The organism is Bacillus sp. FSL K6-0993, assembly GCF_037977205.1.
GTDB lineage: Bacteria > Bacillota > Bacilli > Bacillales > Bacillaceae > Bacillus > Bacillus subtilis.
The window spans coordinates 2,352,104-2,375,143 of the sequence record NZ_CP150275.1 but is presented as its reverse complement, the minus strand read 5'-3'; the positions used below and the strand labels follow the sequence as shown (position 1 = coordinate 2,375,143).

Here is a 23,040-nt window from a genome sequence, read left to right as displayed (position 1 = left end):
GGGACGTTAGAATATGTCAAAACAACAAATCGGCGTTATCGGACTTGCGGTCATGGGTAAAAATCTGGCTTTAAATATCGAAAGCCGGGGATTTTCTGTTTCTGTTTACAACAGATCAAGCAGTAAAACTGAGGAGTTTTTACAGGAGGCAAAAGGAAAAAATGTTGTTGGCACATACAGCATTGAAGAATTTGTCCAATCCTTGGAAACACCGCGCAAAATCTTATTAATGGTTAAAGCGGGAACTGCAACAGATGCGACAATTCAATCTCTTCTTCCTCATCTAGAGAAGGATGATATTTTAATTGACGGCGGTAATACATACTATAAAGATACACAGCGCCGTAACAAAGAACTCGCTGAAAGCGGCATTCATTTTATCGGAACAGGCGTTTCCGGCGGAGAAGAAGGAGCGCTTAAAGGACCTTCTATCATGCCTGGCGGACAAAAAGAAGCACATGAGCTTGTAAAACCGATTCTTGAAGCCATTTCTGCAAAAGTTGATGGAGAACCTTGTACGACATATATCGGTCCGGACGGCGCCGGCCATTACGTAAAAATGGTGCACAACGGAATTGAATACGGAGATATGCAGCTGATCTCTGAATCATATTTCATTCTGAAACAGGTGCTGGGCCTTTCTGCTGATGAGCTTCATGAAGTTTTCGCTGAATGGAATAAAGGCGAGCTTGACAGCTACTTGATTGAGATTACGGCTGACATCTTCACAAAAAAAGACGAAGAGACAGGCAAACCGCTTGTTGATGTGATTCTTGATAAAGCAGGGCAAAAAGGAACAGGAAAATGGACAAGCCAAAGCGCACTTGACTTAGGCGTTCCGCTTCCGATTATTACTGAATCTGTATTTGCACGCTTTATCTCAGCTATGAAGGAAGAGCGTGTGAAAGCAAGCGGACTTCTTTCAGGACCAGAAGTGAAGCCTGTTACAGAAAATAAAGAAGAGCTGATTGAAGCGGTCAGAAAAGCGTTGTTTATGAGTAAAATCTGCTCATACGCGCAAGGATTTGCCCAAATGAAAGCTGCTTCTGAAGAATACAACTGGGACCTGAAATATGGTGAAATCGCTATGATCTTCCGCGGTGGCTGCATCATTCGCGCGGCATTCCTTCAGAAGATCAAAGAAGCTTACGATCGTGAGCCTGAGCTTGACAACCTGCTTCTTGACAGCTATTTCAAGAATATTGTAGAAAGCTACCAAGGAGCGCTTCGCCAAGTGATTTCACTTGCAGTTGCCCAAGGTGTGCCGGTGCCATCATTCTCAAGCGCATTAGCCTACTATGACAGCTACCGCACAGCCGTACTGCCTGCAAACTTAATCCAAGCACAGCGCGACTACTTTGGCGCTCATACTTATGAGCGTACCGACAAAGAAGGCATCTTCCATACTGAATGGATGAAGTAATCAATAGAAACCCCCGAAGCTTTAGAGCTTTGGGGGTTTTGTTATTAAAAAGAGTGCTATACCTCTGTGATAGCTGAAAAAAGCCGAAAATGCTTGTGAGCATTTTCGGCTTTTTTCTTACTTATATATTCCACCAGTGCAAGCCGTCTTTCGCCAAAAGATCATCTGATTCTTTTGGTCCCATTGAGCCTGATTCGTAGTTAGGAGATAAGGTTTTGTTTGCTGCCCATGTTTCAGAAATGGAGTCGACAAAGCTCCAAGAAAGGGCAACTTCATCCCAGTGTGCAAAGTTTGTTGCATCGCCAAGAAGACAGTCGTGAATTAGTTTTTCATATGCTTCAGGGGTGTTCAACTCGTCATTGCAATTGCTGCAGTAATCGAGTTTGATTGGCTGCGCGTGTGCTGCTCCGCCAAGCTTTTTAGCATTTAAGTAAAGCGTAATGCCTTCGTCAGGCTGAATATGAATGACAAGCAAGTTCGGATTCATGTTGTTTTCATTGCCGTAGTACAGGTTCATCGGAATGTCCTTAAATTGAACGACAATTTTTGTGGACTTTTCTTTCATTCGTTTTCCGGTACGGATATAGAATGGAACACCAGCCCATCTGAAGTTGTCAATCAAGAGCTTGCCGGCAACAAAGGTTTCTGTATTGGAGTCAGGAGCGACATTATCTTCTTCTGTATAAGAAGGAACAGGCACACCGTCAATTTCACCGGCTTGATATTGTCCGCGCACAAAGTATTCATCCACTTCGTCTTTTGCAATAGGACGCAGTGCTCTTAGCACCTTCACTTTTTCGCTGCGGATTTCTTCTGTGTTCAATTTGATCGGCGGCTCCATTGCAAGAAGGGCAACCATCTGCATAATGTGGTTTTGCACCATGTCGCGAAGGGCGCCTGATTTTTCGTAATATCTTGCGCGGTCTTCAACGCCTAGTGATTCGCTAGATGTGATTTGAATGTTTGAAATGTAGCGGTTTGTCCAAAGCGGTTCGAAAATCGCATTGGCAAATCGAATCACTTCAATGTTCTGAACCATTTGTTTGCCTAGATAATGGTCGATTCTGTAAATTTGATCTTCCGTAAATGCTTCGCGGATTTCTTTATTCAATGCCTGTGCGCTTGGCAGATCATGGCCAAACGGTTTTTCGATGACAAGGCGGGACCAGCCGGTTGTAGCTGTTACACCCTCTGATTTTAATGTTTTTGCAATCGTTCCGAAGAATTCAGGAGCCATTGCCAAGTAGAACATTCTGTTGTTAGGAATTTGATATGTATCTTCCAGCTGGTTAAGCAATACGTTAAGCTCTTGATAAGAGCCAGGGTTTGTCACGTCAAACGGGTGATAGTAAAAATGAGACGTGAAATCATCTATATGCTTATCTGCAGCTGAGGAAATGGATGTTTTAACAGTTTGGCGAAGATCCTCATTAGACCAAGGTCTTCTTCCAACTCCTACCACTGCAAACTCTTCTCCGATTTGTCCGTTTTGATATAAACGGTGAATAGACGGATACAATTTTCGTTTTGCTAAATCTCCAGTTGCACCGAATATGACAATTACTGCTTTTGGTTGTTGGTTTGTTTTCACTAAAAGTACCTCACTTTATTCGAAGCTTTATTTTAGTACACCCCGTATATTTCCTTCATTTTAAATCTAAAATTCAACGAAAGCAAACATTTAAGCCCTTTTTTAAGCAGAATGCTGAAAAAATGTTTCTAGCCCGAAAGGATTGTTCTTTTCAGAGGCAAGATTCACATTTTGCGCTCGATCCTGTATTCTTGTAGGTATCTGGTTCTAGTAGGAGGAAGGAAACGTGGAATTACTTTTTTTAGGGACAGGAGCCGGCATTCCCGCCAAGGCGAGAAATGTAACGTCGGTGGCATTAAAATTGCTTGAAGAAAGGCGTTCGGTATGGCTTTTTGACTGCGGGGAAGCCACACAGCATCAAATTTTACATACAACGATTAAACCTCGTAAAATAGAGAAAATCTTTATTACACACATGCACGGCGATCATGTATACGGACTTCCGGGGCTTCTGGGGAGCCGTTCCTTTCAAGGCGGAGAGGACCAGCTGACAGTGTACGGACCTAAAGGGATCAAGGCGTTTATTGAAACAAGCCTTGCCGTTACGAAAACCCATTTGACATATCCGCTTGCGATACAAGAAATTGAAGAAGGAATCGTGTTTGAAGACGACCAGTTTATTGTCACAGCGGTAGCTGTTATTCATGGAGTAGAAGCTTTTGGGTACCGTGTGCAGGAAAAAGACGTACCGGGTTCCTTGAAGGCTGATGTATTAAAAGAAATGAACATCCCGCCCGGACCTGTATATCAGAAAATCAAAAAAGGCGAAACGGTAACGCTTGAAGACGGACGAATCATCAATGGGAATGATTTTCTGGAGCCTCCTAAAAAGGGAAGATCTGTTGTGTTCTCCGGTGATACGAGAGTAAGTGACAAACTAAAAGAGCTTGCGAGGGATTGTGATGTGCTTGTTCATGAAGCAACCTTTGCTAAGGAAGACCGTAAACTTGCTTATGATTATTATCACAGTACAACGGAACAAGCGGCTGTAACAGCGAAAGAAGCAAGAGCGAAGCAGCTCATTTTAACCCATATCAGCGCAAGATATCAGGGAGATGCTTCTTTGGAGCTTCAAAAAGAAGCGGTTGACGTTTTCCCCAATAGCGTGGCGGCATATGATTTCTTAGAGGTAAACGTCCCGCGAGGCTGAAGGCGGAGCTCTTATTTGACAATTTGTGATGACGTTGTATAATAAAACGTAATCATTACGCTTTATAAGGAGATGTTAATTATGAGAGTAAATGTTACTTTAGCCTGCACTGAAACGGGAGACCGAAATTACATCACAACAAAAAATAAACGCACCAATCCAGACCGTTTGGAGCTGAAAAAATATTCACCGCGTTTAAAGAAATATACCCTTCACCGTGAAACAAAATAATATAAAAGACCGGGAATCCCTTACGGCCCGGTCTTTTATTACGTTAATTGACTGCCTGGTAAAGAGGAGCGGCCTGCTGGCACGCTGCGCACCATACGTCATAAATAGCCAAGTGAACGATATGAGGTTCATCATGATGGATGTTGTGGGAGCTGTTTTTAGCTTGAATCCAGCCGCTTTGGTTAGATAGAGACAATATGCTGCTGTGCAAGTTTTGCCACTCCTGTTCAGCAGCGAATTTCTCAGTCCGTTCTCCTGATGACAACACAAGAAGAGGCATGTTTCCTAAGTGGACTTGCCGCTTTTTGAGCTCCTGCAGACTTTTTGAAAACTCTGCATGTGTGCCCTCAAGCATCATCTTTCTCGTATGTGATTTGTGCATTTCTTCGGGTATAAAGGTAAAGCTGGCGCAATCGCCTAAAGCTGGGTCAAGAAGGACCATGCCGATAATATCATACTTGTTTTTGCAGGCCCATAAACCGGTGATGACAGCTCCGTATGAGTGTGAAACAGCCAAATAAGGAGGTTTTACATCAGCTGCTTTAAGCAAACTCTCCAATTCTTTCACTTGTTGATCAGCTGTTCGTTTAGCTCTGCTTTGCCCGCTTTTTCCTATGCCTGCCCGATCATATGTGAAAATGCCAAATTCATCATCAATGTCCGCCATTAATGGTTTCCACGTCTCAGAAGAAGTACCATAGCCGGCCTCAAAGACAATCGTTACACCGCTTGATCCTTTCCGGTGCTGTGTATGAAACGCACATCCGTCAATTGTATATGTCTTTTCCATCCAAGCTGATTTCATTGGAGTCATCTCCTCTAATTGGTTCTACTAGGGAGACGGAGAACCTTAGCCGATCGTTTCTCTAAAAATAAAAAAAGAGATATCCTCTACAGGATATCTCTTATGGGCATTACCAGCCTCTTTCGTATTGAACAGGGGCCGGAATCTCTGTATTGAGCTGTTTCGCAGCAGTTCTTGCAAAGAATGGATCCCGCAAAAGCTCTCTGCCGATAAAGATGAGGTCGGCACGCCCGTTTTGCAGAATTTCTTCAGCCATTGAACCGTCTGTAATCATGCCGACGGCACCAGTAGCCATGTCCGCCTGTTCACGGATTTTCTCAGCGAAGCTGACTTGATAGCCAGGGAATACGTTAATGTCTGCGTGAACAAGGGCGCCTGAGCTGCAGTCAATTAAGTCAACACCCTGCTCCTTCATCCATTTTGCAAAACCGATGTGATCGGCAATGTCTAAGCCTTTATCAGTGTAGTCAGAAGCAGATACACGGACAAATAAAGGACCGTCCCATACTTGTTTGACTTCATCAATGATCTCTCTCAAGAAACGATAGCGGTTTTCAGGTGAGCCGCCGTATTCATCTGTGCGATGGTTGGAAAGCGGAGACAAAAATTCATGAATTAAATATCCGTGCGCCGCATGAATTTCAATCACATCAAAGCCGGCTTCTTTTGCGCGGGCAGCCGCTTGCTTGAACTCCTGAACTGTTTCTTTTACTTTTTCTGCTGACATTTCTACAGGTGTTGCTGATTGTTCGTCAAACGCAATCGCCGATGGAGCGAAGATATCTCCTTCAAGCTCAGCTTTACGTCCGGCATGGGCAAGCTGAATGCCGATTTTTGAACCTTGTTCTTTGACCTGCTCAGTCAGTTTTGCAAAGCCTTCAATATGCTCGTCGCTCCAAATGCCTAAGTCTTGGTCAGTGATTCGTCCTTGAGGGTTAACCGCTGACGCCTCTACAATAATCAGTCCGACCTGGCCGATTGCGCGCGATATGTAATGTGCCATGTGGAACGGTGTTAATTTTCCGTCCTTTTCATGAGAAGAATACATGCACATTGGCGACATGACAATGCGGTTTTTTAACGTCATATCTTTAATTGTAATAGGTGTAAATAATTTTCTGGCCATTTCTTTCGCCTCCCGTAAGGTTTTTAGAGATTGATTATATCAAGTCATTTCTTTCCCGTCATATAAACTGCTCAAAAGAACCGCTTTTGTCAAACATTTCTGTATAATAGACGAGAAATCAGTTTATTTTTCAGTATAGAAGCATTTTTATTCATAGGAGGGGCGGAATCAATGAATTGGCAGACGAAGGACGAATTGCTGGCACTTTTAACTTCTCTTGTGCAATACGAAAGCATCACCGGTTCAAAGGGCGAGGCAGCACTTGCAGAGTATCTTTATTTTATTTTGAAGGACAAGCCCTATTTTCAAAAGCACCCTGATGACGTAACACTTCATCCGATGGACGATGGCAGATCTTTTCTTACGGCTCTAGTCAAAAAGAAGAATGTCAAAAAGACAGTGCTTCTGCTGAGTCATTTTGATGTCGTTGACATAGAAGATTACGGCGAATTTAAACATATGGCTTGCAAGCCTGCTGAGCTTTTGAGCTCCTTTTTAGAGAAAAAAGAGCTGCTCCCGGAACGTGTGAGAAGAGATGCCGAAAGCGGAGACTGGCTGTTCGGAAGAGGGACGATGGATATGAAAGCGGGGCTTTGTGTTCAACTGTCGATGCTGGAGAGGGCAATGAACGGACATTTTGAGGGCAATCTGCTGTTGATAACGGTTCCGGACGAGGAAGTGAATTCTAGAGGCATGATTGAAGCGATTCCTGCATTGAAGGAAATGGAGAAAAAGCATGATATCACATTAACCGCTTGCCTGAATGCCGAACCGATGTTTGAAAAATTTCCCGGCGATCAGCAGCAATATTTTTATACAGGAAGCATTGGCAAGGTGCTTGCGGGTTTTTTCTGCAAGGGGATTGAGACACATGTTGGAGAGCCGTTTTCAGGCCTAAACGCAAATTTAATGGTATCTGAGATTAACCGTTTGCTTGAACTGAATGCTGATTATTGCGAAAAGGTTGATGGCGAGGTCACTCCGCCGCCGGTAAACTTAATGCAAAAGGACTTGAAAGAGGCATATTCAGTCCAGACACCGCATACAGCTGTCACATTATTTAATGTGCTGTCAATGAAACGCTCAGCTAGTGAGCTGCATCAGATGCTGCTTAAAACAGCAGAACAGGCGGCGGAGAAAATCATGTCGAACGTTCGGAAGAAAACACAGGATTTTCAACAATTTGCGCCATTTCAGCCGATTGAGCGGGACGTCACTGTTTTGACATTTGATGAGCTGGTCTCGCGTGCAAAAAAGCGTGCGGGGATCTCGGAAACAGAGCGGGCTCTAAATTATGCCTTTGCTAACAGGGGGGAGCTTGGAGACAGGGATTTTTCGACGAAAATTGTTTCTGAGCTTGCTTCGCTTTGTAAGGAGGATGCGCCGCTCATCGTTCTGTTTTATAGTCCGCCGCTTTATCCAGCTGTTTCTTCAAAGGATGATCAATTGATCAGAAATACAGCAGATCAGTTAAAGCATTATGCGGCTGAGCGATACGGCATTGCATTACGGGAGGTTCAGTACTTCCCCGGACTTTCGGACTTGAGTTATCTTCAGCTGGAAAAGCAGGAGGTTGATGCATACACAAGCAATATGCCGCTCTTTAAGAGAGGATATTCATTGCCAAGCGGTAAAAATCAGGCTTTATATGTCCCGGTTTTAAATGTCGGTCCGGCTGGTAAAGACCCGCATAAATGGACGGAAAGATTGTATATGCCTTATTCCTTTGAAGTGCTTCCCGATTTGCTTTCATTTACGATCTCCGCGCTATTAAAGCAATCAGAATCTGCCGGCCAGCTGTTGCGGGAAAAATAAAAAACAGAAGGCACTGTGCCTTCTGTTTCTGTCTTACATCTAAGAATGTCTCTCTAAGGCGGCACCGGCAAACTGTTCTTTGATTTCTGCGCTCCGTTTAGCTGTTTCTTCAATACAGTGAATAATTGCTTCTTCAAAGCGGGAGTCCTGTAAAGCGCGAAGACCTGCCTCTGTAGTGCCCCCAGGACTGGTGATTTCTTTACGCAGCTTTTCCGGCTGTTTGCCGCTTTGAAGGAGCATATCTGTTGCCCCTGCCATTGTCTGCAAAATGAGTGCTTTTGCCGTTTCTTTATCTAATCCTACTTTTTGTGCCGCTTTTTCCATCGCCTCAATATAACGATACACATAGGCCGGGCCGCTGCCTGCGATTGCAGTGACAGCGTCAAGATGCCGCTCCTCAACCAGTGTTGCATCACCGATTGTTTCCAATAGAGCTTTTGCGGCAATAATATCATTCTTGCTTGCTTCCGTGCTTACGGAAAATCCGGTTGCTGATTTTCTGATTGCCGCTGATGTATTAGGCATGACGCGAATGACCGCGAGCTTTCTGCCAAAATAATGCTGAATGGTTTCGATGGTAAGGCCTGCAAGTACTGAAATTACAAGCTGGTCCTTGATATACGGCCGGATGCTGTCGATGCTTTCCGCTGCGTCTTTCGGTTTGAAAGCGAGGATAATGATATCGGTGTGAGTGAAAAACTCATTTTTATCTCTGCATGGACGCACGCCGTACGTTTCCTTTAATTCAATCAGACGCTCGTCATTTGAGCGATTTGTAATATAGATATGTTCTGGTTTTGTGATGCCGCTTTGCAAAATGCCGTTGATCATTGCTTCTGCCATTGACCCGGCGCCGACAAATCCTATCTTTTTCATTGATATCCTCCTTCTATCAGAACAACAAAAAACCTTTTCATCACGTAAAGGACGAAAAGGTTCGCGGTACCACCCTCATTAGCACAAATTGTGCTCAGCTCAAATCCCGTAACGCGGGAAACGTTTAGGTTTTCCTAACCGCGACTTGAGGGCAGGTTCTACAAACAAGCGGGCCGCAACACCTTTCAGCCGGGGGTATCGCTCTCTTAGGCCATTGCCTTGTATACTATTCCTCGTCATAGCGTTCCAATGGTTCTCGTTTTAGTTTGTTGTTCATTATGCAATGGCGGATAAGCTAATGTCAATAGCTTTTTCAAAAAGGTTTGTTCTCATTCTGCAATAATGACACAAGACCGAGAAAAAGCTAAAATATGAATAATGAATGAAGACAAGGAGCGAAAGGATGACAACTGAAGATGTAATTGCGATCCGCGTCCCGACGCCGTTTGCTGTTGGCGATGTTATCGTTTACCTCGTAAAAGGTGATGCACTGACACTTATTGATGCAGGGCCGAATACAAAAGAGGCTGCCAGAGCCTTACAAGAGCAGCTTGCCGCTGTAAATGTGAAATTGTCAGATATCGAGCAGGTTGTACTGACTCACCATCATGCTGATCATGCAGGCTTGCTTGATGTCTTTTCAGATGAAATCGAAGTGATTGGGCATGCATTCAACGAACCTTATATCAGCCGAAATCAAGCCTTTATGGATTGGCAAAAACGTTTTTTTCAAAAGCTGCTGCCTGAATTAGGCGTTCCATTTGATACGGGGAAGGCGGAAAAGCTGATTCGATCAGCGTACGCATTTTCCTGTACGAGATCTCTGACAAAATCAATCAGAGAAGGTATGGGCATAGATGGGCTTGAGGGTTGGTCTGTGTTGGAGATGCCTGGACATGCTGAATCGCATATCGTTCTGTTCCATGAAAAAAGCGGAAGGATGCTTGGCGGCGATCTACTGCTGGCCAACAGCTCGTCTAATCCGATTTTGGAAGCGCCGAAAGCGGGAGACGTCAGGTCAAAGCCTTTAGTGGATTATCAGCGGTCATTGCGAAGGCTGTCTCAACTTGATCCAACAATCGTATTTCCTGGTCACGGCGAGCCTATCACCAGTGTACAAGCGCTGATTGAGAAGCGTTTTGACAAGCAGAGGAACAGGACGGAGGATGTGCGTCGCATGCTGGATGAAAAGCCGATGACCGCTTTTCAGGTCTGTCAGCAGCTTTTTCCTGCTGTATATGAAAAGGAATTGTTTTTAACGATGTCAGAAACGGCAGGTCACCTTGATGTGTTGGAGGCTGAAGAAGCCATCACGTCATATTGGGAAGGAAATACCGCATACTTTAAAACAATGAAGAGGTGAAATGGGTGAAACATATAGCGGGAAAAAGGATTTGGATAACCGGCGCTTCAGGAGGGCTTGGTGAAAGAATCGCATATTTATGCGCGGCTGAAGGAGCCCATGTCCTGCTGTCGGCTAGACGCGAGGATCGTTTGATAGAAATCAAAAGGAAAATAACCGAGGAATGGAGCGGACAATGTGAGATTTTTCCTCTGGATGTCGGCCGCCTAGAGGATATCGCCCGGGTCCGCGATCAGATCGGCTCGGTTGATGTACTGATTAACAATGCGGGCTTCGGTATATTTGAAACGGTTTTAGACTCTACATTGGATGACATGAAAGCGATGTTTGATGTGAATGTCTTCGGCCTGATCGCCTGTACAAAAGCGGTGCTTCCGCAAATGCTTGAGCAAAAAAAGGGCCATATCATCAATATCGCCTCTCAAGCGGGGAAAATCGCAACACCGAAGTCGAGCCTGTATTCCGCGACCAAACATGCCGTGTTAGGTTACTCAAACGCTTTGCGGATGGAGCTTTCGGGAACCGGCATTTATGTGACAACAGTCAATCCGGGACCGATTCAGACGGACTTTTTTTCCATTGCTGATAAAGGCGGGGACTACGCCAAAAATGTCGGCCGCTGGATGCTTGATCCTGATGACGTGGCAGCTCAAATTACAGCAGCAATTTTTACGAAAAAGCGGGAGATCAATCTTCCGCGTTTAATGAATGCCGGCACTAAGCTGTATCAGCTGTTTCCAGCTCTTGTAGAAAAGCTGGCAGGACGCGCGCTCATGAAAAAATAATGATGGAACTGCCTGTGGTGGAGTGGCTTGTTTCTTACGAGGCAGTTTTTGATAGTGGAAGGGAGAGATTGTTGAATGTCAGTTCATTCAGAAGTCCTTCAAGCTCTGCTTAAAGATCCGTTTATTCAGAAACTGATTGATGCAGAGCCTGTATTCTGGGCAAATTCAGGCAAGAAAGAGGGGCCATTACCCCGTGCAGATGAGTGGGCAACCGAGATAGCGGAAGCGGAAAAAAGAATGCGGCGGTTTGCACCTTACATTGCCGAGGTGTTTCCTGAGACGAAAGGCGCTAAAGGAATCATCGAGTCTCCGCTTTTTGAGGTTCAGCATATGAAGGAAAAGCTGGAAGCGGCATATCAGCAGCCATTTCCGGGAAGATGGCTTTTAAAGTGCGACCATGAGCTTCCGATTTCAGGATCGATTAAAGCGAGGGGCGGGATTTATGAAGTGTTAAAGCATGCTGAAAATCTCGCGCTTCAAGAAGGAATGCTTCGGGAAACCGATGATTACCGCATCTTACAGGAAGAGCGGTTTACCGGGTTTTTCTCCCGCTATTCGATTGCTGTCGGTTCGACAGGAAATCTAGGTTTAAGCATCGGCATCATCGGCGCGGCACTCGGGTTTCGCGTGACAGTGCATATGTCCGCCGATGCTAAGCAGTGGAAAAAGGATCTCCTCCGCCAAAAGAGAGTCACTGTTATGGAGTACGAAACAGATTACAGCGAAGCGGTGAACGAAGGGAGACGGCAGGCGGAACAAGAACCATTCTGTTATTTTATTGATGATGAACATTCTCGTCAGCTGTTCTTAGGATATGCTGTGGCTGCAAGCCGATTAAAAACACAGCTTGACTGTATGAATATAAAGCCAAGTCTTGAGACGCCCTTGTTTGTGTATCTGCCGTGCGGCGTCGGCGGAGGACCGGGCGGTGTAGCATTTGGGCTGAAGCTTCTATACGGAGATGATGTTCATGTGTTTTTCGCAGAACCAACTCATTCACCTTGTATGCTGTTAGGGCTTTATTCAGGACTTCACGAGAAGATCTCCGTCCAGGATATCGGCCTGGATAATCAGACTGCTGCTGACGGACTTGCCGTAGGGAGGCCGTCAGGATTTGTCGGCAAGCTGATTGAACCGCTTCTGAGCGGCTGTTATACGGTAGAGGACAATACGCTTTATACTTTGCTTCATATGCTGGCTGTATCTGAAAATAAATATTTAGAGCCCTCTGCTCTTGCCGGCATGTTCGGGCCGGTTCAGCTTTTTTCGACAGAAGAGGGAAGGCGCTATGGTCAGAAATATAAGATGGAACATGCCGTACATGTCGTCTGGGGAACGGGAGGAAGCATGGTGCCAAAAGATGAAATGGCTGCGTATAACCGAATTGGTGCTGATTTGCTAAAAAAACGAAATGAAAAATAAGCAGACAGTGAAAAGGTTTTCCGTTACAATCTTTGTAAGGGTTTTAACCTACAGAGAGTCAGGTGTAAACAGTGAAAAATAAAGAACTTAACTTACATACTTTATATACACAGCACAATCGGGAGTCTTGGTCTGGTTTTGGGGGGCATTTGTCGATTGCTGTATCTGAAGAAGAGGCAAAAGCTGTGGAAGGATTGAATGATTATCTATCTGTTGAAGAAGTGGAGACGATCTATATTCCGCTTGTTCGCTTGCTTCATTTACATGTCAAGTCTGCGGCTGAACGCAATAAGCATGTCAATGTTTTTTTGAAGCACCCACATTCAGCCAAAATTCCGTTTATTATCGGCATTGCCGGCAGTGTCGCAGTCGGAAAAAGCACGACGGCGCGGATCTTGCAGAAGCTGCTTTCGCGTTTGCCTGACCGTCCAAAAGTGAGCCTTATCACGACAGATGGTTTTTTATTTCCTACTGCCGAGCTGAAAAAGAAAAATATGATGTCTAGAAAAGGGTTTCCTGAAAGCTATGATGTAAAGGCGCTGCTCGAATTTTTGAATGACTTAAAATCAGGAAAGGACAGCGTAAAGGCCCCGGTGTATTCCCATCTAACCTATGACCGCGAGGAAGGTGTGTTCGAGGTTGTAGAACAGGCGGATATTGTGATTATTGAAGGTATTAATGTCCTTCAGTCGCCCACCTTGGAGGATGACCGGGAAAACCCGCGTATTTTTGTTTCCGATTTCTTTGATTTTTCGATTTATGTGGATGCGGAGGAAAGCCGGATTTTCACTTGGTATTTAGAGCGTTTTCGCCTGCTTCGGGAAACTGCTTTTCAAAATCCTGATTCATATTTTCATAAATTTAAAGACTTGTCCGATCAGGAGGCTGACGAGATGGCAGCCTCGATTTGGGAGAGTGTCAACCGGCCGAATTTATATGAAAATATTTTGCCGACTAAATTCAGGTCAGATCTCATTTTGCGTAAGGGAGACGGGCATAAGGTCGAGGAAGTGCTGGTAAGGAGGGTATGAAATTTTGCATCATATCGAACTGTATGTCTCTGATTTGGAGGCGTCTAGGCGGTTTTGGGGCTGGTTCTTAAAAGAACTTGGCTATAAAGAGTACCAAAAATGGAGCTCAGGCATCAGCTGGAAGAAAGAGCGTTTTTACCTAGTGATTGTGCAGGCGAAAGAGCCATTTCTAGAGCCGGAATACCATAGATGCCGAGTCGGTCTGAACCATCTCGCATTTCATGCTGAATCCAAGCTTCAAGTCGATCAGATGACCGAAAAATTGACGGCAAAAGGTTATCGTGTGTTGTACCGAGACAGGCATCCTTTTGCCGGAGGAGACGGGCATTATGCAGTCTTTTGTGAGGATCCGGACCGGATTAAGGTAGAGCTCGTTGCCCCAAGCTGTTAATCGTGATCTTCGGACAGGCTGTTCAGCTTTTTCTCAATGCGATCCAGCTGCGCCTTTCGGTTTTTCGCATACTTGAAGCCTGTAACAGCCGCAAAGATGACAGCGGCAAATATAATAAATACAAACAGCTGAAACATTACATCACCTATATTCATGTTCTTCACCTCATGTTTGCGGGAGAGATTCATTCTCTTCCGTTTTTTATGTAAAGCGGCTTTTCCAGATGGGAACGGTGTTTTGTGGTCTCTGTTTTCATTTGCCGATAGGCGAACGCTAAAAATGGCAGGCCGAGCAGGGTAATGCCGCTCAGGACAGAAAAAATATAAATCGGCCGGCCAGCGCCAAACAGGTCTATACATATCCCCCCGACCCAAGGGCCGATGACGTTTCCGAGCTGTGAAAAACCGATTGCCCCGAAATAAGTGCCTTTTAATCCTGGTTTTGCAATCTGGTCTACATACAAATCCATCATAGAGAATAAAAGAACTTCGCCGATTGTGAATGTAATGACAATCATCACAATTGATGGAACACCGTGCGATACGGTGAAAATGGCCATGCTGATACTAACCATCACATTACCGAGCATCAGAGAACAAAGCGGCGAAAACCGTTTTGCAAAATGGACAATGGGAAATTGCGTCGCCAACACAACGATTGCGTTTAATGTCAGCATCAGCCCATACAGCTTCGTTCCATTGCTGATCAAGGGGTTCTGTGCCATATACTGAGGGAATGTGGAACTGAATTGTGAGTAGCCGAAGGTGCATAGCGTAATGCCGACCAAAGCAATGGTAAAAAGATAATCCTTTTGCGTGACCATAAACGCTTCCCGCACGCTCATATTTCGGGACTGGGCTGGTGCTGATAAGGATGGATGTTTTTTAAATTGGAGGGCAAGCACAATTCCGTATAGTCCGTAAATGACTGCAGGCACCAAAAAGGGCGTAGTCGATTGCGATGAGCCGAAATATAGGCCAAGCACAGGTCCGAAGACAACGCCGATATTAATAGCTGCATAGCGTAAATTAAAAACTAGCAGTCTCGTTTTTTCTTCTGTCATATCAGACAGCAAGGCCTTTGAAGCGGGCTCAAACAGTGATTTGCAAAGACCGTTTAATGCGTTAACTACAAAAAACACCCAGAGATGAGATGCCGCCGCAAAGCCTGCAAATACCAGCATCCATCCGAAAATCGATACAAGCATCATGTTTTTTCTGCCGAATTTATCTGAGATATATCCGCCGTAAAAGCTTGCGAGGATGCCGACTGATGAGCTCGCGGCAATGACCAGCCCTGCATAGGAAGCTGATGCGCCTTGGACGGCTGTCAAATAAATCGCTAAAAAAGGAATGCTCATCGATGTTGCCATTCTGCCGAAAATGGTTCCGATTATAATTGTCCAGCTGATCGGGTGGATATCTTTCCATTTCTTCATGAATTATATTCTCTCCTGTCTATCATATATAAAAAAATTTCCTTCTCCAATAGATCATTCAAAATATTTCGTTTTTGACATGTAGTATGCCTGATTGTATGGATGGCAATATACTATGCGTTGAGGATGCGTGTGGCTGACGGAGTTTACATCTTGAAATTGAAGAAGGAAAATGACGGGATGTCCGATGAAAAGCAAAGCGATTGGTCTGTGAGAGTGTGTTAGTTTAAGCCGCCAGGACGTAGATCATATCGGCAGTGAAACCGGCTATGAGATCAAGATGTAAGCTGAAAACCGATGGACCGCATGACAGAACAAGAGAGCACATCTCTTCGAAAAAGTGTATACGCGTGATCATGGACAGCTTATTCCGTTTTGCGCGAACATTGAGGGAAATTTTATGCCAGGCCATATGAATCTATGGAGCGTGAGAAAATCCTGCTTTTTTCTGTAAGCCTGAAACTGTTTATTTGTTTCGGGCGGTGTTTTCAAAGGGAAGCCGCATCAGCGGCTGAACGAACTGACAGTCATGCGTTTAAGAGAACAGGCCTTGGTTTGTGACATAGTCATAAATGATATCTTCTATATGCGCATGCAAATCCTCATCCGGTTCTTCATTCCGTCTCTCTTGTAGAGCCGCTTTCAGGCTTTGTTTTTCATACGGGCTTAACGGATCTATAGCAACGTTTCTGCCGTATTGACGCAATGCCTGTCCCAGCATTTTTTCGATAAATTTCTCCATCATGACTCTCCTATCCTTATGCTTCGCTTTTATTCTACTAAATGTTTTTCTTCTCTCAAACCCTTGGATCATATTTTCTGTCAGACAAGAATCATTTACCAGTATAAAACGAACATACTTTCGCATATAATGAAAAACGAACATAAGTTCTTTTTAGAGGTGTGTATGATGAAAGAAAAAGTGATTTTTCTCGTTGACATGCAATCGTTTTATGCATCTGTAGAGAAAGCGGAAAATCCACATTTGAAAAATAGGCCCGTCATTGTTTCGGGTGACCCTGAAAAAAGGGGCGGAGTCGTATTGGCTGCCTGCCCGCTGGCGAAACAAAAGGGGGTGGTGAATGCCTCACGGCTGTGGGAGGCGCAGGAAAAGTGTCCTGAGGCTGTTGTGCTCCGGCCGCGTATGCAACGGTATATTGATGTATCACTGCAAATTACGGCCATTCTCGAGGAGTATACAGACCTTGTGGAGCCGTATTCTATCGATGAACAGTTCATGGACATTACAGGCAGCCAGAAGCTGTTTGGGACGCCGATGGAGATTGCGAAAAGCATTCAGGGCAGAATCATGCGGGAGATCGGCGTTTATGCACGGGTCGGAATCGGCCCTAACAAAGCGCTGGCCAAAATTGCGTGTGACAATTTTGCCAAAAAGAATAAGAACGGTATTTTTACCTTAACGAAAGAAAATATGAAAACCGAAATGTGGCCGCTCCCGGTGGGCAGCATGTTTGGTGTCGGGAGCCGCATGAAGCATCATTTAAATCGAATGGGCATCAGCACGATCGGCGGGCTCGCGGCTTTTCCGCTCGATCTTTTAAAAAAGAAATGGGGCATTAACGGCCACGTGCTGTGGATGACGGCAAACGGAATCGACTATTCCCCTGTGTCAACTTCGTCTCTGGACGGGCAAAAGGCGATAGGCCATGGAATGACTCTCCCGAGAGACTACGAACACTTTGACAAAGAAATCAAGGTCGTATTGCTTGAGCTGAGTGAAGAAGTGTGCAGGCGAAGCCGAAACGCCGGGGTCATGGGACAGACAGTGTCAGTGAACTGCCGGGGTGCTGATTTTGATTGGCCGACGGGCTTCAACCGGCAAGTGAAGCTGGCAGAGCCGACTAATTCTACGCAGGATGTATATGAGGCTGTACGCCGGCTGTTTCTTACATTTTGGGACGGGAAACCCGTCCGCCGTCTCGGTGTCAATCTGTCTCAGCTCTCATCTGATGACATATGGCAGCTCAATTTATTTCAGGATTATGCAAAGAAAATGAGCCTAGGCTATGTGATGGACGGCATTAAAAATCGATTCGGCGACACAGCAATCATCAGGGCGGCGTCACTGACAGCGGCAGGCCAGGCATTTGAACGTGCGGCTAAAATAGGGGGGCATTATAAATGAACGACCATTTAAAAAGGGGCAACCTGCTGTGGGAAGGGAGCAGGATGTTTCTGCCGGAACATAAGCAAAGCCTGCTGGAGAGAAAGCGACTTAAACAGAAGCTGCAAAAGCCGATCCTTGACCCCGATAAGCTGGAAGAGATGAATCAAACGCTTTGCGCCGCGATGGAGTTCGCTCAGGATATCACTGTCAGCTGCTTTCAGGACGGTGAGATTGTCCGCTGCACCGGGAAAATCTGCCGGTATGAAGAGTTTGAAAAAGCAGTATGGATAAAAGGAGACGAGGATCAGCTTTATAAGCTGAAACTTGATCAAGTGCTTGATATTGTGCTGTAAAGTCTCTCCTCCTGCTTGGGGGAGAAATAGGTTTAAAATGATCAAACATTGTTCCCTCGGCAGTCTGGAAACGTATGATAAAGGAAAGAAGGCATTTACAATTCCAGCCAGGCAAAATATAATTTTTATATTGTGAGAAAAAGAGCTGACATTCGTTTTGCCAGACGGAGGGAGATCAAATCGTAATGGATATTCGAACAATCACGTCTTCAGATTATGAAATGGTAACGTCTGTACTGAATGAATGGTGGGGCGGCAGACAGCTGAAAGAAAAATTGCCTAGACTATTTTTTGAGCATTTTCAGGACACAAGCTTTATTACATCCGAACATAACAGCATGACGGGATTTTTAATCGGATTTCAATCGCAATCGGATCCTGAAACGGCGTACATTCATTTTTCCGGTGTGCATCCAGATTTCAGAAAAATGCAAATTGGGAAACAATTGTATGATGTATTTATCGAAACAGTAAAACAAAGAGGCTGCACCCGGGTAAAGTGCGTCACTTCACCTGTGAATAAGGTATCAATCGCATATCACACAAAATTGGGGTTTGATATTGAAAAGGGCACCAAGACGGTAAATGGCATCTCAGTGTTTGCAAACTATGATGGCCCGGGCCAAGACAGGGTACTGTTTGTCAAAAACATATGAGGGGGAAATATGATGGATTTTTTATCAAAAACACCTGAGCCTCCTTACTATGCAGTCATTTTTTCTTCTGTCAAAAGCGAAAATGACACAGGATATGGAGAAACAGCGGAGCGGATGGTATCGCTTGCGGCGGATCAGCCTGGATTTTTAGGCGTGGAAAGCGTACGTGAAGCGGATGGAAGGGGCATCACAGTTTCCTATTGGGACAGTATGGACGCAATTAACCATTGGAGGCATCACATTGAACATCAAGCGGCAAAAGAAAAAGGAAAAAGCGTTTGGTACAAGTCGTATGCAGTCCGCGTCACAAAAGTCGAAAGACAGCGGCTGTTTCAGGAGGAACACGAATGATTGAATTTCTCCAGCATAAGGAAGACGCTATAGCGCATGAGATTTTAGCCGTACAGATCCCCGCCTACATAAAGGAAACAGAGATTATCGGTTTTGACGGTATTCCCGCTTTACAAGAGAAGGTGAAGGATATTCAAGCATCTCATGAACGGTTTGCGGGATATCGGGAAAACGGCAAGCTGATCGGTGTCATTTCATATGAGAAAAACATGCATCATCTCACCATTTGCAGGCTTGTTGTGCATCCTGACGGTTTCAGAAAAGGAATTGGACGAGCACTTCTGCAATTTGTCATTGATCATAATGAAGACGCTGAGAAAATCGAAGTAGTCACAGCCGAGAACAATATCCCGGCCGTGTCACTCTATACACAGGCCGGATTCCAAAAGGCAGAAACCGTCAAAGCAGCGCAGGGTCTATTGCTGTCGGTCTTTCATTTGTATCCGAAAAGAAAAGTTGAGGTCATTCTCTACAACGAAAAATGGGCAGAATGTTTCGATGAAGAAAAAGAACGGCTGAAGCTGGTGTTCGGGCCGGAGATTATCGCTGTTCATCACATCGGAAGCACATCAATACCGAACATGGCAGCGAAGCCAATCATTGATATGTTAATTGAAGTCAGAAGCATTGAAGCCGTGAGCCAATTTGATGAACAAATGAAGGCTAACGGCTATATACCAAAAGGTGAGAACGGCATAGCGGGCAGGCGTTATTTCCAAAAGGGCGGAAATAAACGCACTCATCATGTCCATATGTACGAACAGGGAAACCCTGCTATTGAAAGGCATCTGTTATTCAGAGATTATCTCAGAGCTCATCCAAACATAGCGAAGGAATACGCCGTTCTCAAAAAACGGCTGGCGGCCCAGCATCCTGACAGCATCAATCAGTACATACAAGGGAAAGATGAGTGGATCAAGACTGCAGAAGAAAATGCGAAGCGGTGGAAAAAAGGCAGAAACAATGCGAATGGCAGTGTTGTATGCTACAATAGCGAAAATGATGAAAACGGGGGTTTCACCTTATGAACATACATGTGACAGATGCAGCAAAACAGGCACTGCAGCAGGCGTTTGATGTCAACCCGGGGAAAAAAGCCCAGCTTCGTTACGATGCAGAAGGATGCGGCTGCGCGGTAAGCGGTGTCCCGACAATCTGGCTGGCAGAAGAATTAACGGGACAGTGCGAGCAGCTGGAAACGAACGGCATTCCGCTGTATATCCAATCGTCGCAAAAAGTGTTTTTTGACGATCAAATGACGATCGATTACAATGAAAAAGCCAAAACATTGGCGCTGAAAAGCCCGGCTGAAATGCTCAGCCCCAGAATGAGCATATTAGTAAAGTAGGAGACGCGAAACGTGGAACAAAAGCTGAAGGCAATGAAGAACACAGCACAAAATAAAACGTGGGTATCCTTCCTGAATCAAAACCATCCCTATACCTTGCTTCACTGGTCAATTGGAGGAGCAGAGTCCATCAAGAAAGATGTCTGGCTATTGCAGGATGAAATGACCTTCGAGACGCAGGAGTTTACAACGATAGATCTTGCGATTGAATGGATCAGAGAAAATATGGATGGCATTACCGACGTTCTGTAACATAAAAAAGCGGAAGAGCCGAAGAGGCCTTTCGCTTTTTTATTCTGTTGAATCATTCATGTTGTCTAAAAACTCCTGCACTGTTTTTCGGTACGTATCCCGATTTTTGGTATATGACATGGCGTGTTCCCCGTTCTCGGCAATGTACAGCGCTTTCGGCCCGCGTTTCTTTTCATAAAGCCGCTCGGTTGAAGAAACAGGAATGTAGTCATCATCCTTACTGTGAATAAAGAGGACCGGCTTTTCGATTTTATCAATGACAGCAAGCGGAGATACTTCGCGTGCGCGATAGCCGCCCCTCAGCTTCAAAAAGAAGTCGGCGATAGGGAGCAGGGGCCAAGACGGGAGCCTGTATTCCGCTCTCAGCCGGTAGGCAAGCTGTTCATCAAAACATGCGAACGGACAATCGGCAATATAAAAATCAGCGCCATCGCTGCAGTGTGCACCAGCATAAAGCAGGGCGGTCACAGCTCCCATCGACTCACCGTGAATTCCGATCAATCCGCGATGATTTGTTTTGTTTTTGAGCCAGCTGACAACCTTATTGAGATCATCCTTTTCGTAAAACCCGTAGCTGGTCGTCTTTCCGCCGCTTTGGCCATGCCGGCGGTGGTCATAAATGAGCACATTCCAGCCGAGATCAAGAAATAAATGCATATACTTAAGAGAATTCAGCACATTCATGGTTACCCCGTGGCAGATGATGATAGTGTTAGGTGTGTCATGCGGTGCGACATGGTATCCTTTTATGTCATACCCGTAAGCGGAGGGTATCACAAAAGCGGTTTTCTCCATTTGTTCAAATGATTCAAACACATCATGTCCGTCGTTTGTCTCTCTTTTGATAATGTCTTCATCCGTTTTTTTCTTGATGAATAGAATCATATTTGAAAAAACAATTCCGATTGCGATGACAGCTGTTACGAGAGCGCCAATGCCCAAAAGGATTTTCTTCAAAAGTCACAGCACCTTTCAACTAAATATAGGTAATTCGTGTTTAAAATCATTATACCTAAACACTGCTCCGCTGAGAAAGTGATCAGAAGAGAGTCTGCTTGTTCAGTGTATATGCTCCGTGATAAACTGGCTTCAAAACAAAACATGGGGGAAGTCTGCATGAAAAAACAAAAATCCGCTGATAAGCACCAGCTAAAAGACGGCCTTCAATCCGATATCAAAGCAAAGCTTATGGAGATGAAGAGCCAATTGAAGGAAGAGGATGAAAAGAGGCAGGAAAGAGAAAAAGCAGAACAGATCAGAAAGAAAAAAGAGATCGAAAAAAATAAGAGCTTTGGAGAACTCCTAAATGAAAGCCAAATGGATTGGCATCAATATAAATAAACCAGCACCCGTCCAGGTGCTGGTTTTTCTGCTATGAGCGATGAGCTTTGTAAATGTCTTGTTTCGTATGAGATTGGAGCGCTTTGATTTCCTCTTCGGTTAAACGCCGTGCATTTGCTGCCTGAATATTTTCCCGTAACTGCTCAATCTTACTGGCGCCTGTAATCACTGAGGCGACAGCCGGCTGTGCTAGCAGATACTGCAGCGACTTTTCTGTCATGGAAAGATCGGGAGCCACTTCCTCCATTGCCTTGCGGGCATTTGTCAGTTCCTCGAATGAATAGGACAAGTACCCGTTTTGTTTCATGCTGTCTGAAGCTTGATCAAGCGGTTTTTCAGTTAAGAGCCCTTTGGCAACAGGACCTCTGGCGACTATGCTGATTTGATGTTCTTCTAAAAGCGGGAGCCATTCCTCAGGGCGTCTGTCAAACAGGCTGAATTGCATCATAATGCTGACGATGTTTGATTTTTTTACATATTCTTTCATCACATTCGGGCGGATGGAAGAAATGCCGTAGTAGCGGATGACACCTTCTTGTTTTAATTCCTCAAACGCTTCAATCGTTTCATCAATGTTGTCCTCTATCGTGCCGCCGTGAAGCTGATAAAGGTCGATATAATCTGTTTTCAGCCGTGTAAGGCTCTTTTTTACCGCCTCTTTTATGTAAGCTTTTGAAGGGTCCCAATACCAGCCCTCGCTTCCGTCATCCCAACGGTTTCCCGCTTTTGTTGCCAGAATAATATCCTGGCGTCTGTTTTGGATCGCATCACCGACAATTTCTTCGTTGCGTCCTCGGTCATACAAATCCGCTGTGTCCAAATAGTTGATGCCAAGCTCGATCGCTTCATCCAGAATGGACAATGCTTTGTTTTTTTCAGTTCCAAGAGACATACAGCCGAGTCCGACTTCGCTAATGTCTAAATCAGATGTACCCAATTTGCGCTTTCTCATGTGCACACTCCTTTTTTAGGCTTTGTATTGACCGTAATATAAAGGAGCTAAAGTTTCAACTTTTATGGATTTGAGATCCAATCTTTCACATATTGAAATGTGCGTCCATACTCTTTTAACTTCGCCCGAATTTCCCATGCTTTTCCGACTAGGACAACACCTTTTGGCATGCGGTGCACTTTCACGAAGAAGCCCCCTTTTGCTCTAGTATG

General features: G+C 44.9%; 27 protein-coding genes. 17 read left to right on the top strand and 10 right to left on the bottom strand.

The window, feature by feature from the left end; translation table 11 throughout:
• Positions 1-13 precede the first annotated feature (13 nt).
• Positions 14-1,423: an NADP-dependent phosphogluconate dehydrogenase gene (gene gndA / locus MHH79_RS12290; protein ID WP_003230365.1), complete on the top strand. Its 1,410-nt coding sequence runs from the start codon at positions 14-16 to the stop codon at positions 1,421-1,423.
• Positions 1,424-1,544: 121 nt separating this feature from the next.
• On the opposite strand, the gene zwf is transcribed toward gndA, so the two are convergent.
• Entirely contained in the window at positions 1,545-3,014 is a 1,470-nt protein-coding gene (gene zwf, locus MHH79_RS12285) for a glucose-6-phosphate dehydrogenase (RefSeq protein WP_047182847.1), read from the bottom strand.
• Positions 3,015-3,240: 226 nt separating this feature from the next.
• On the opposite strand from zwf, the gene rnz reads away from it, so the two are divergent.
• Both rnz and rpmG read left to right on the top strand, forming a co-directional pair.
• Positions 3,241-4,164, top strand: a complete 924-nt coding sequence (rnz, locus tag MHH79_RS12280; RefSeq protein WP_251217688.1) for a ribonuclease Z — start codon at positions 3,241-3,243, stop codon at positions 4,162-4,164.
• 81 nt (positions 4,165-4,245) lie between these two features.
• Complete coding sequence (gene rpmG, locus MHH79_RS12275; protein ID WP_003226511.1) at positions 4,246-4,395, top strand: 50S ribosomal protein L33; 150 nt, start codon at positions 4,246-4,248, stop codon at positions 4,393-4,395.
• Positions 4,396-4,438: 43 nt separating this feature from the next.
• Here the strand turns inward: rpmG and MHH79_RS12270 are convergent, their stop codons facing one another.
• Both MHH79_RS12270 and namA read right to left on the bottom strand, forming a co-directional pair.
• Positions 4,439-5,200 carry an alpha/beta hydrolase gene (locus tag MHH79_RS12270; protein WP_014477266.1) on the bottom strand — a complete coding sequence of 254 codons (762 nt, stop codon included), beginning with the start codon at positions 5,198-5,200 and terminating at the stop codon, positions 4,439-4,441.
• A 109-nt stretch (positions 5,201-5,309) separates the two neighbouring features.
• Positions 5,310-6,326, bottom strand: coding sequence for an NADPH dehydrogenase NamA (namA, locus tag MHH79_RS12265; protein WP_003230377.1), 1,017 nt, complete (start codon positions 6,324-6,326; stop codon positions 5,310-5,312).
• A 171-nt stretch (positions 6,327-6,497) separates the two neighbouring features.
• Between namA and MHH79_RS12260 the strand changes: the two genes are divergently transcribed.
• On the top strand, positions 6,498-8,141 hold the full coding sequence (locus MHH79_RS12260) for a M20/M25/M40 family metallo-hydrolase (RefSeq protein ID WP_100506319.1): 1,644 nt from the start codon (positions 6,498-6,500) through the stop codon (positions 8,139-8,141).
• 39 nt (positions 8,142-8,180) lie between these two features.
• Here the strand turns inward: MHH79_RS12260 and proC are convergent, their stop codons facing one another.
• Positions 8,181-9,017: a pyrroline-5-carboxylate reductase gene (gene proC, locus MHH79_RS12255; RefSeq protein WP_014477264.1), complete on the bottom strand. Its 837-nt coding sequence runs from the start codon at positions 9,015-9,017 to the stop codon at positions 8,181-8,183.
• Positions 9,018-9,420: 403 nt separating this feature from the next.
• Here proC and MHH79_RS12250 point away from each other — a divergent pair, with 403 nt between their 5' ends.
• The 5 genes from MHH79_RS12250 to MHH79_RS12230 all read left to right on the top strand — a co-directional run bounded on the left by MHH79_RS12250 (position 9,421) and on the right by MHH79_RS12230 (position 14,009).
• Positions 9,421-10,380 (top strand): MBL fold metallo-hydrolase, encoded by a 960-nt coding sequence (locus MHH79_RS12250; protein WP_024572440.1) that lies wholly within the window; start codon positions 9,421-9,423, stop codon positions 10,378-10,380.
• A 5-nt stretch (positions 10,381-10,385) separates the two neighbouring features.
• The gene (locus MHH79_RS12245) at positions 10,386-11,165 is read left to right on the top strand and encodes an SDR family oxidoreductase (protein WP_015483409.1); all 780 of its coding nucleotides are present in this window, start codon (positions 10,386-10,388) and stop codon (positions 11,163-11,165) included.
• A 75-nt stretch (positions 11,166-11,240) separates the two neighbouring features.
• Complete coding sequence (gene dsdA / locus MHH79_RS12240; protein WP_251217690.1) at positions 11,241-12,587, top strand: D-serine ammonia-lyase; 1,347 nt, start codon at positions 11,241-11,243, stop codon at positions 12,585-12,587.
• Positions 12,588-12,658: 71 nt separating this feature from the next.
• Complete coding sequence (coaA, locus tag MHH79_RS12235; RefSeq protein WP_003245966.1) at positions 12,659-13,618, top strand: type I pantothenate kinase; 960 nt, start codon at positions 12,659-12,661, stop codon at positions 13,616-13,618.
• Between the two features lie 4 nt (positions 13,619-13,622).
• On the top strand, positions 13,623-14,009 hold the full coding sequence (locus MHH79_RS12230; RefSeq protein WP_080344208.1) for a VOC family protein: 387 nt from the start codon (positions 13,623-13,625) through the stop codon (positions 14,007-14,009).
• Here the strand turns inward: MHH79_RS12230 and MHH79_RS12225 are convergent.
• From MHH79_RS12225 to MHH79_RS12215, 3 genes are all read right to left on the bottom strand, one after another.
• Positions 14,006-14,164: a hypothetical protein gene (locus MHH79_RS12225; protein ID WP_014477259.1), complete on the bottom strand. Its 159-nt coding sequence runs from the start codon at positions 14,162-14,164 to the stop codon at positions 14,006-14,008. The two genes, MHH79_RS12230 and MHH79_RS12225, sit on opposite strands and share 4 nt — an antisense overlap.
• Positions 14,165-14,193: 29 nt before the next feature.
• Complete coding sequence (locus MHH79_RS12220) at positions 14,194-15,447, bottom strand: MFS transporter (RefSeq protein ID WP_063335264.1); 1,254 nt, start codon at positions 15,445-15,447, stop codon at positions 14,194-14,196.
• A gap of 535 nt (positions 15,448-15,982) precedes the next feature.
• On the bottom strand, positions 15,983-16,189 hold the full coding sequence (locus tag MHH79_RS12215) for a YqzH family protein (RefSeq protein WP_047182841.1): 207 nt from the start codon (positions 16,187-16,189) through the stop codon (positions 15,983-15,985).
• Between the two features lie 165 nt (positions 16,190-16,354).
• Between MHH79_RS12215 and MHH79_RS12210 the strand changes: the two genes are divergently transcribed.
• The 7 genes from MHH79_RS12210 to MHH79_RS12180 all read left to right on the top strand — a co-directional run bounded on the left by MHH79_RS12210 (position 16,355) and on the right by MHH79_RS12180 (position 20,535).
• On the top strand, positions 16,355-17,593 hold the full coding sequence (locus tag MHH79_RS12210) for a DNA polymerase IV (RefSeq protein WP_080467306.1): 1,239 nt from the start codon (positions 16,355-16,357) through the stop codon (positions 17,591-17,593).
• On the top strand, positions 17,590-17,928 hold the full coding sequence (locus MHH79_RS12205) for a YolD-like family protein (RefSeq protein ID WP_014477255.1): 339 nt from the start codon (positions 17,590-17,592) through the stop codon (positions 17,926-17,928). Before MHH79_RS12210 ends, MHH79_RS12205 begins: the two co-directional genes overlap by 4 nt.
• A gap of 185 nt (positions 17,929-18,113) precedes the next feature.
• Positions 18,114-18,584: a GNAT family N-acetyltransferase gene (locus MHH79_RS12200; RefSeq protein WP_004398668.1), complete on the top strand. Its 471-nt coding sequence runs from the start codon at positions 18,114-18,116 to the stop codon at positions 18,582-18,584.
• A gap of 9 nt (positions 18,585-18,593) precedes the next feature.
• Complete coding sequence (locus MHH79_RS12195) at positions 18,594-18,935, top strand: antibiotic biosynthesis monooxygenase (protein ID WP_063335261.1); 342 nt, start codon at positions 18,594-18,596, stop codon at positions 18,933-18,935.
• Entirely contained in the window at positions 18,932-19,963 is a 1,032-nt protein-coding gene (locus tag MHH79_RS12190; protein WP_047182839.1) for a GNAT family N-acetyltransferase, read from the top strand. The genes MHH79_RS12195 and MHH79_RS12190 overlap by 4 nt, the downstream gene beginning before the upstream one ends.
• Positions 19,960-20,283: an iron-sulfur cluster biosynthesis family protein gene (locus tag MHH79_RS12185; RefSeq protein ID WP_063335260.1), complete on the top strand. Its 324-nt coding sequence runs from the start codon at positions 19,960-19,962 to the stop codon at positions 20,281-20,283. Before MHH79_RS12190 ends, MHH79_RS12185 begins: the two co-directional genes overlap by 4 nt.
• 12 nt (positions 20,284-20,295) lie before the next feature.
• Complete coding sequence (locus tag MHH79_RS12180) at positions 20,296-20,535, top strand: YqkC family protein (RefSeq protein WP_003230411.1); 240 nt, start codon at positions 20,296-20,298, stop codon at positions 20,533-20,535.
• Between the two features lie 39 nt (positions 20,536-20,574).
• On the opposite strand, the gene MHH79_RS12175 is transcribed toward MHH79_RS12180, so the two are convergent.
• A complete protein-coding gene (locus tag MHH79_RS12175) occupies positions 20,575-21,492 on the bottom strand; it encodes an alpha/beta hydrolase (RefSeq protein ID WP_063335259.1) in 918 nt (305 codons plus the stop codon).
• Positions 21,493-21,651: 159 nt separating this feature from the next.
• Here MHH79_RS12175 and MHH79_RS12170 point away from each other — a divergent pair, with 159 nt between their 5' ends.
• Positions 21,652-21,876: a YqkE family protein gene (locus MHH79_RS12170; RefSeq protein ID WP_063335258.1), complete on the top strand. Its 225-nt coding sequence runs from the start codon at positions 21,652-21,654 to the stop codon at positions 21,874-21,876.
• A gap of 31 nt (positions 21,877-21,907) precedes the next feature.
• Here MHH79_RS12170 and MHH79_RS12165 read toward each other — a convergent pair whose 3' ends face one another.
• Both MHH79_RS12165 and mciZ read right to left on the bottom strand, forming a co-directional pair.
• The gene (locus MHH79_RS12165; protein WP_047182837.1) at positions 21,908-22,828 is read right to left on the bottom strand and encodes an aldo/keto reductase; all 921 of its coding nucleotides are present in this window, start codon (positions 22,826-22,828) and stop codon (positions 21,908-21,910) included.
• 62 nt (positions 22,829-22,890) lie between these two features.
• Positions 22,891-23,013 (bottom strand): Z-ring formation inhibitor MciZ, encoded by a 123-nt coding sequence (gene mciZ, locus MHH79_RS12160; RefSeq protein ID WP_063335257.1) that lies wholly within the window; start codon positions 23,011-23,013, stop codon positions 22,891-22,893.
• Between the last annotated feature and the right edge of the window lie 27 nt (positions 23,014-23,040).

Excerpts from the sequence above, each read along its gene's own strand:
- MHH79_RS12220 (WP_063335264.1), bottom strand. The coding sequence starts at position 15,447 with ATGAAGAAATGGAAAGATATCCACCCGATCAGCTGGACAATTATAATC.
- MHH79_RS12270 (WP_014477266.1), bottom strand. The coding sequence starts at position 5,200 with ATGAAATCAGCTTGGATGGAAAAGACATATACAATTGACGGATGTGCG.
- MHH79_RS12225 (WP_014477259.1), bottom strand. The coding sequence starts at position 14,164 with ATGAATATAGGTGATGTAATGTTTCAGCTGTTTGTATTTATTATATTT.
- MHH79_RS12210 (WP_080467306.1), top strand. The coding sequence starts at position 16,355 with ATGATGAAAGAAAAAGTGATTTTTCTCGTTGACATGCAATCGTTTTAT.
- MHH79_RS12190 (WP_047182839.1), top strand. The coding sequence starts at position 18,932 with ATGATTGAATTTCTCCAGCATAAGGAAGACGCTATAGCGCATGAGATT.
- MHH79_RS12260 (WP_100506319.1), top strand. The coding sequence starts at position 6,498 with ATGAATTGGCAGACGAAGGACGAATTGCTGGCACTTTTAACTTCTCTT.
- MHH79_RS12185 (WP_063335260.1), top strand. The coding sequence starts at position 19,960 with ATGAACATACATGTGACAGATGCAGCAAAACAGGCACTGCAGCAGGCG.
- MHH79_RS12205 (WP_014477255.1), top strand. The coding sequence starts at position 17,590 with ATGAACGACCATTTAAAAAGGGGCAACCTGCTGTGGGAAGGGAGCAGG.
- MHH79_RS12200 (WP_004398668.1), top strand. The coding sequence starts at position 18,114 with ATGGATATTCGAACAATCACGTCTTCAGATTATGAAATGGTAACGTCT.
- proC (WP_014477264.1), bottom strand. The coding sequence starts at position 9,017 with ATGAAAAAGATAGGATTTGTCGGCGCCGGGTCAATGGCAGAAGCAATG.
- dsdA (WP_251217690.1), top strand. The coding sequence starts at position 11,241 with ATGTCAGTTCATTCAGAAGTCCTTCAAGCTCTGCTTAAAGATCCGTTT.
- rpmG (WP_003226511.1), top strand. The coding sequence starts at position 4,246 with ATGAGAGTAAATGTTACTTTAGCCTGCACTGAAACGGGAGACCGAAAT.
- gndA (WP_003230365.1), top strand. The coding sequence starts at position 14 with ATGTCAAAACAACAAATCGGCGTTATCGGACTTGCGGTCATGGGTAAA.
- MHH79_RS12250 (WP_024572440.1), top strand. The coding sequence starts at position 9,421 with ATGACAACTGAAGATGTAATTGCGATCCGCGTCCCGACGCCGTTTGCT.
- MHH79_RS12165 (WP_047182837.1), bottom strand. The coding sequence starts at position 22,828 with ATGAGAAAGCGCAAATTGGGTACATCTGATTTAGACATTAGCGAAGTC.
- MHH79_RS12215 (WP_047182841.1), bottom strand. The coding sequence starts at position 16,189 with ATGGAGAAATTTATCGAAAAAATGCTGGGACAGGCATTGCGTCAATAC.
- namA (WP_003230377.1), bottom strand. The coding sequence starts at position 6,326 with ATGGCCAGAAAATTATTTACACCTATTACAATTAAAGATATGACGTTA.
- MHH79_RS12170 (WP_063335258.1), top strand. The coding sequence starts at position 21,652 with ATGAAAAAACAAAAATCCGCTGATAAGCACCAGCTAAAAGACGGCCTT.
- MHH79_RS12195 (WP_063335261.1), top strand. The coding sequence starts at position 18,594 with ATGATGGATTTTTTATCAAAAACACCTGAGCCTCCTTACTATGCAGTC.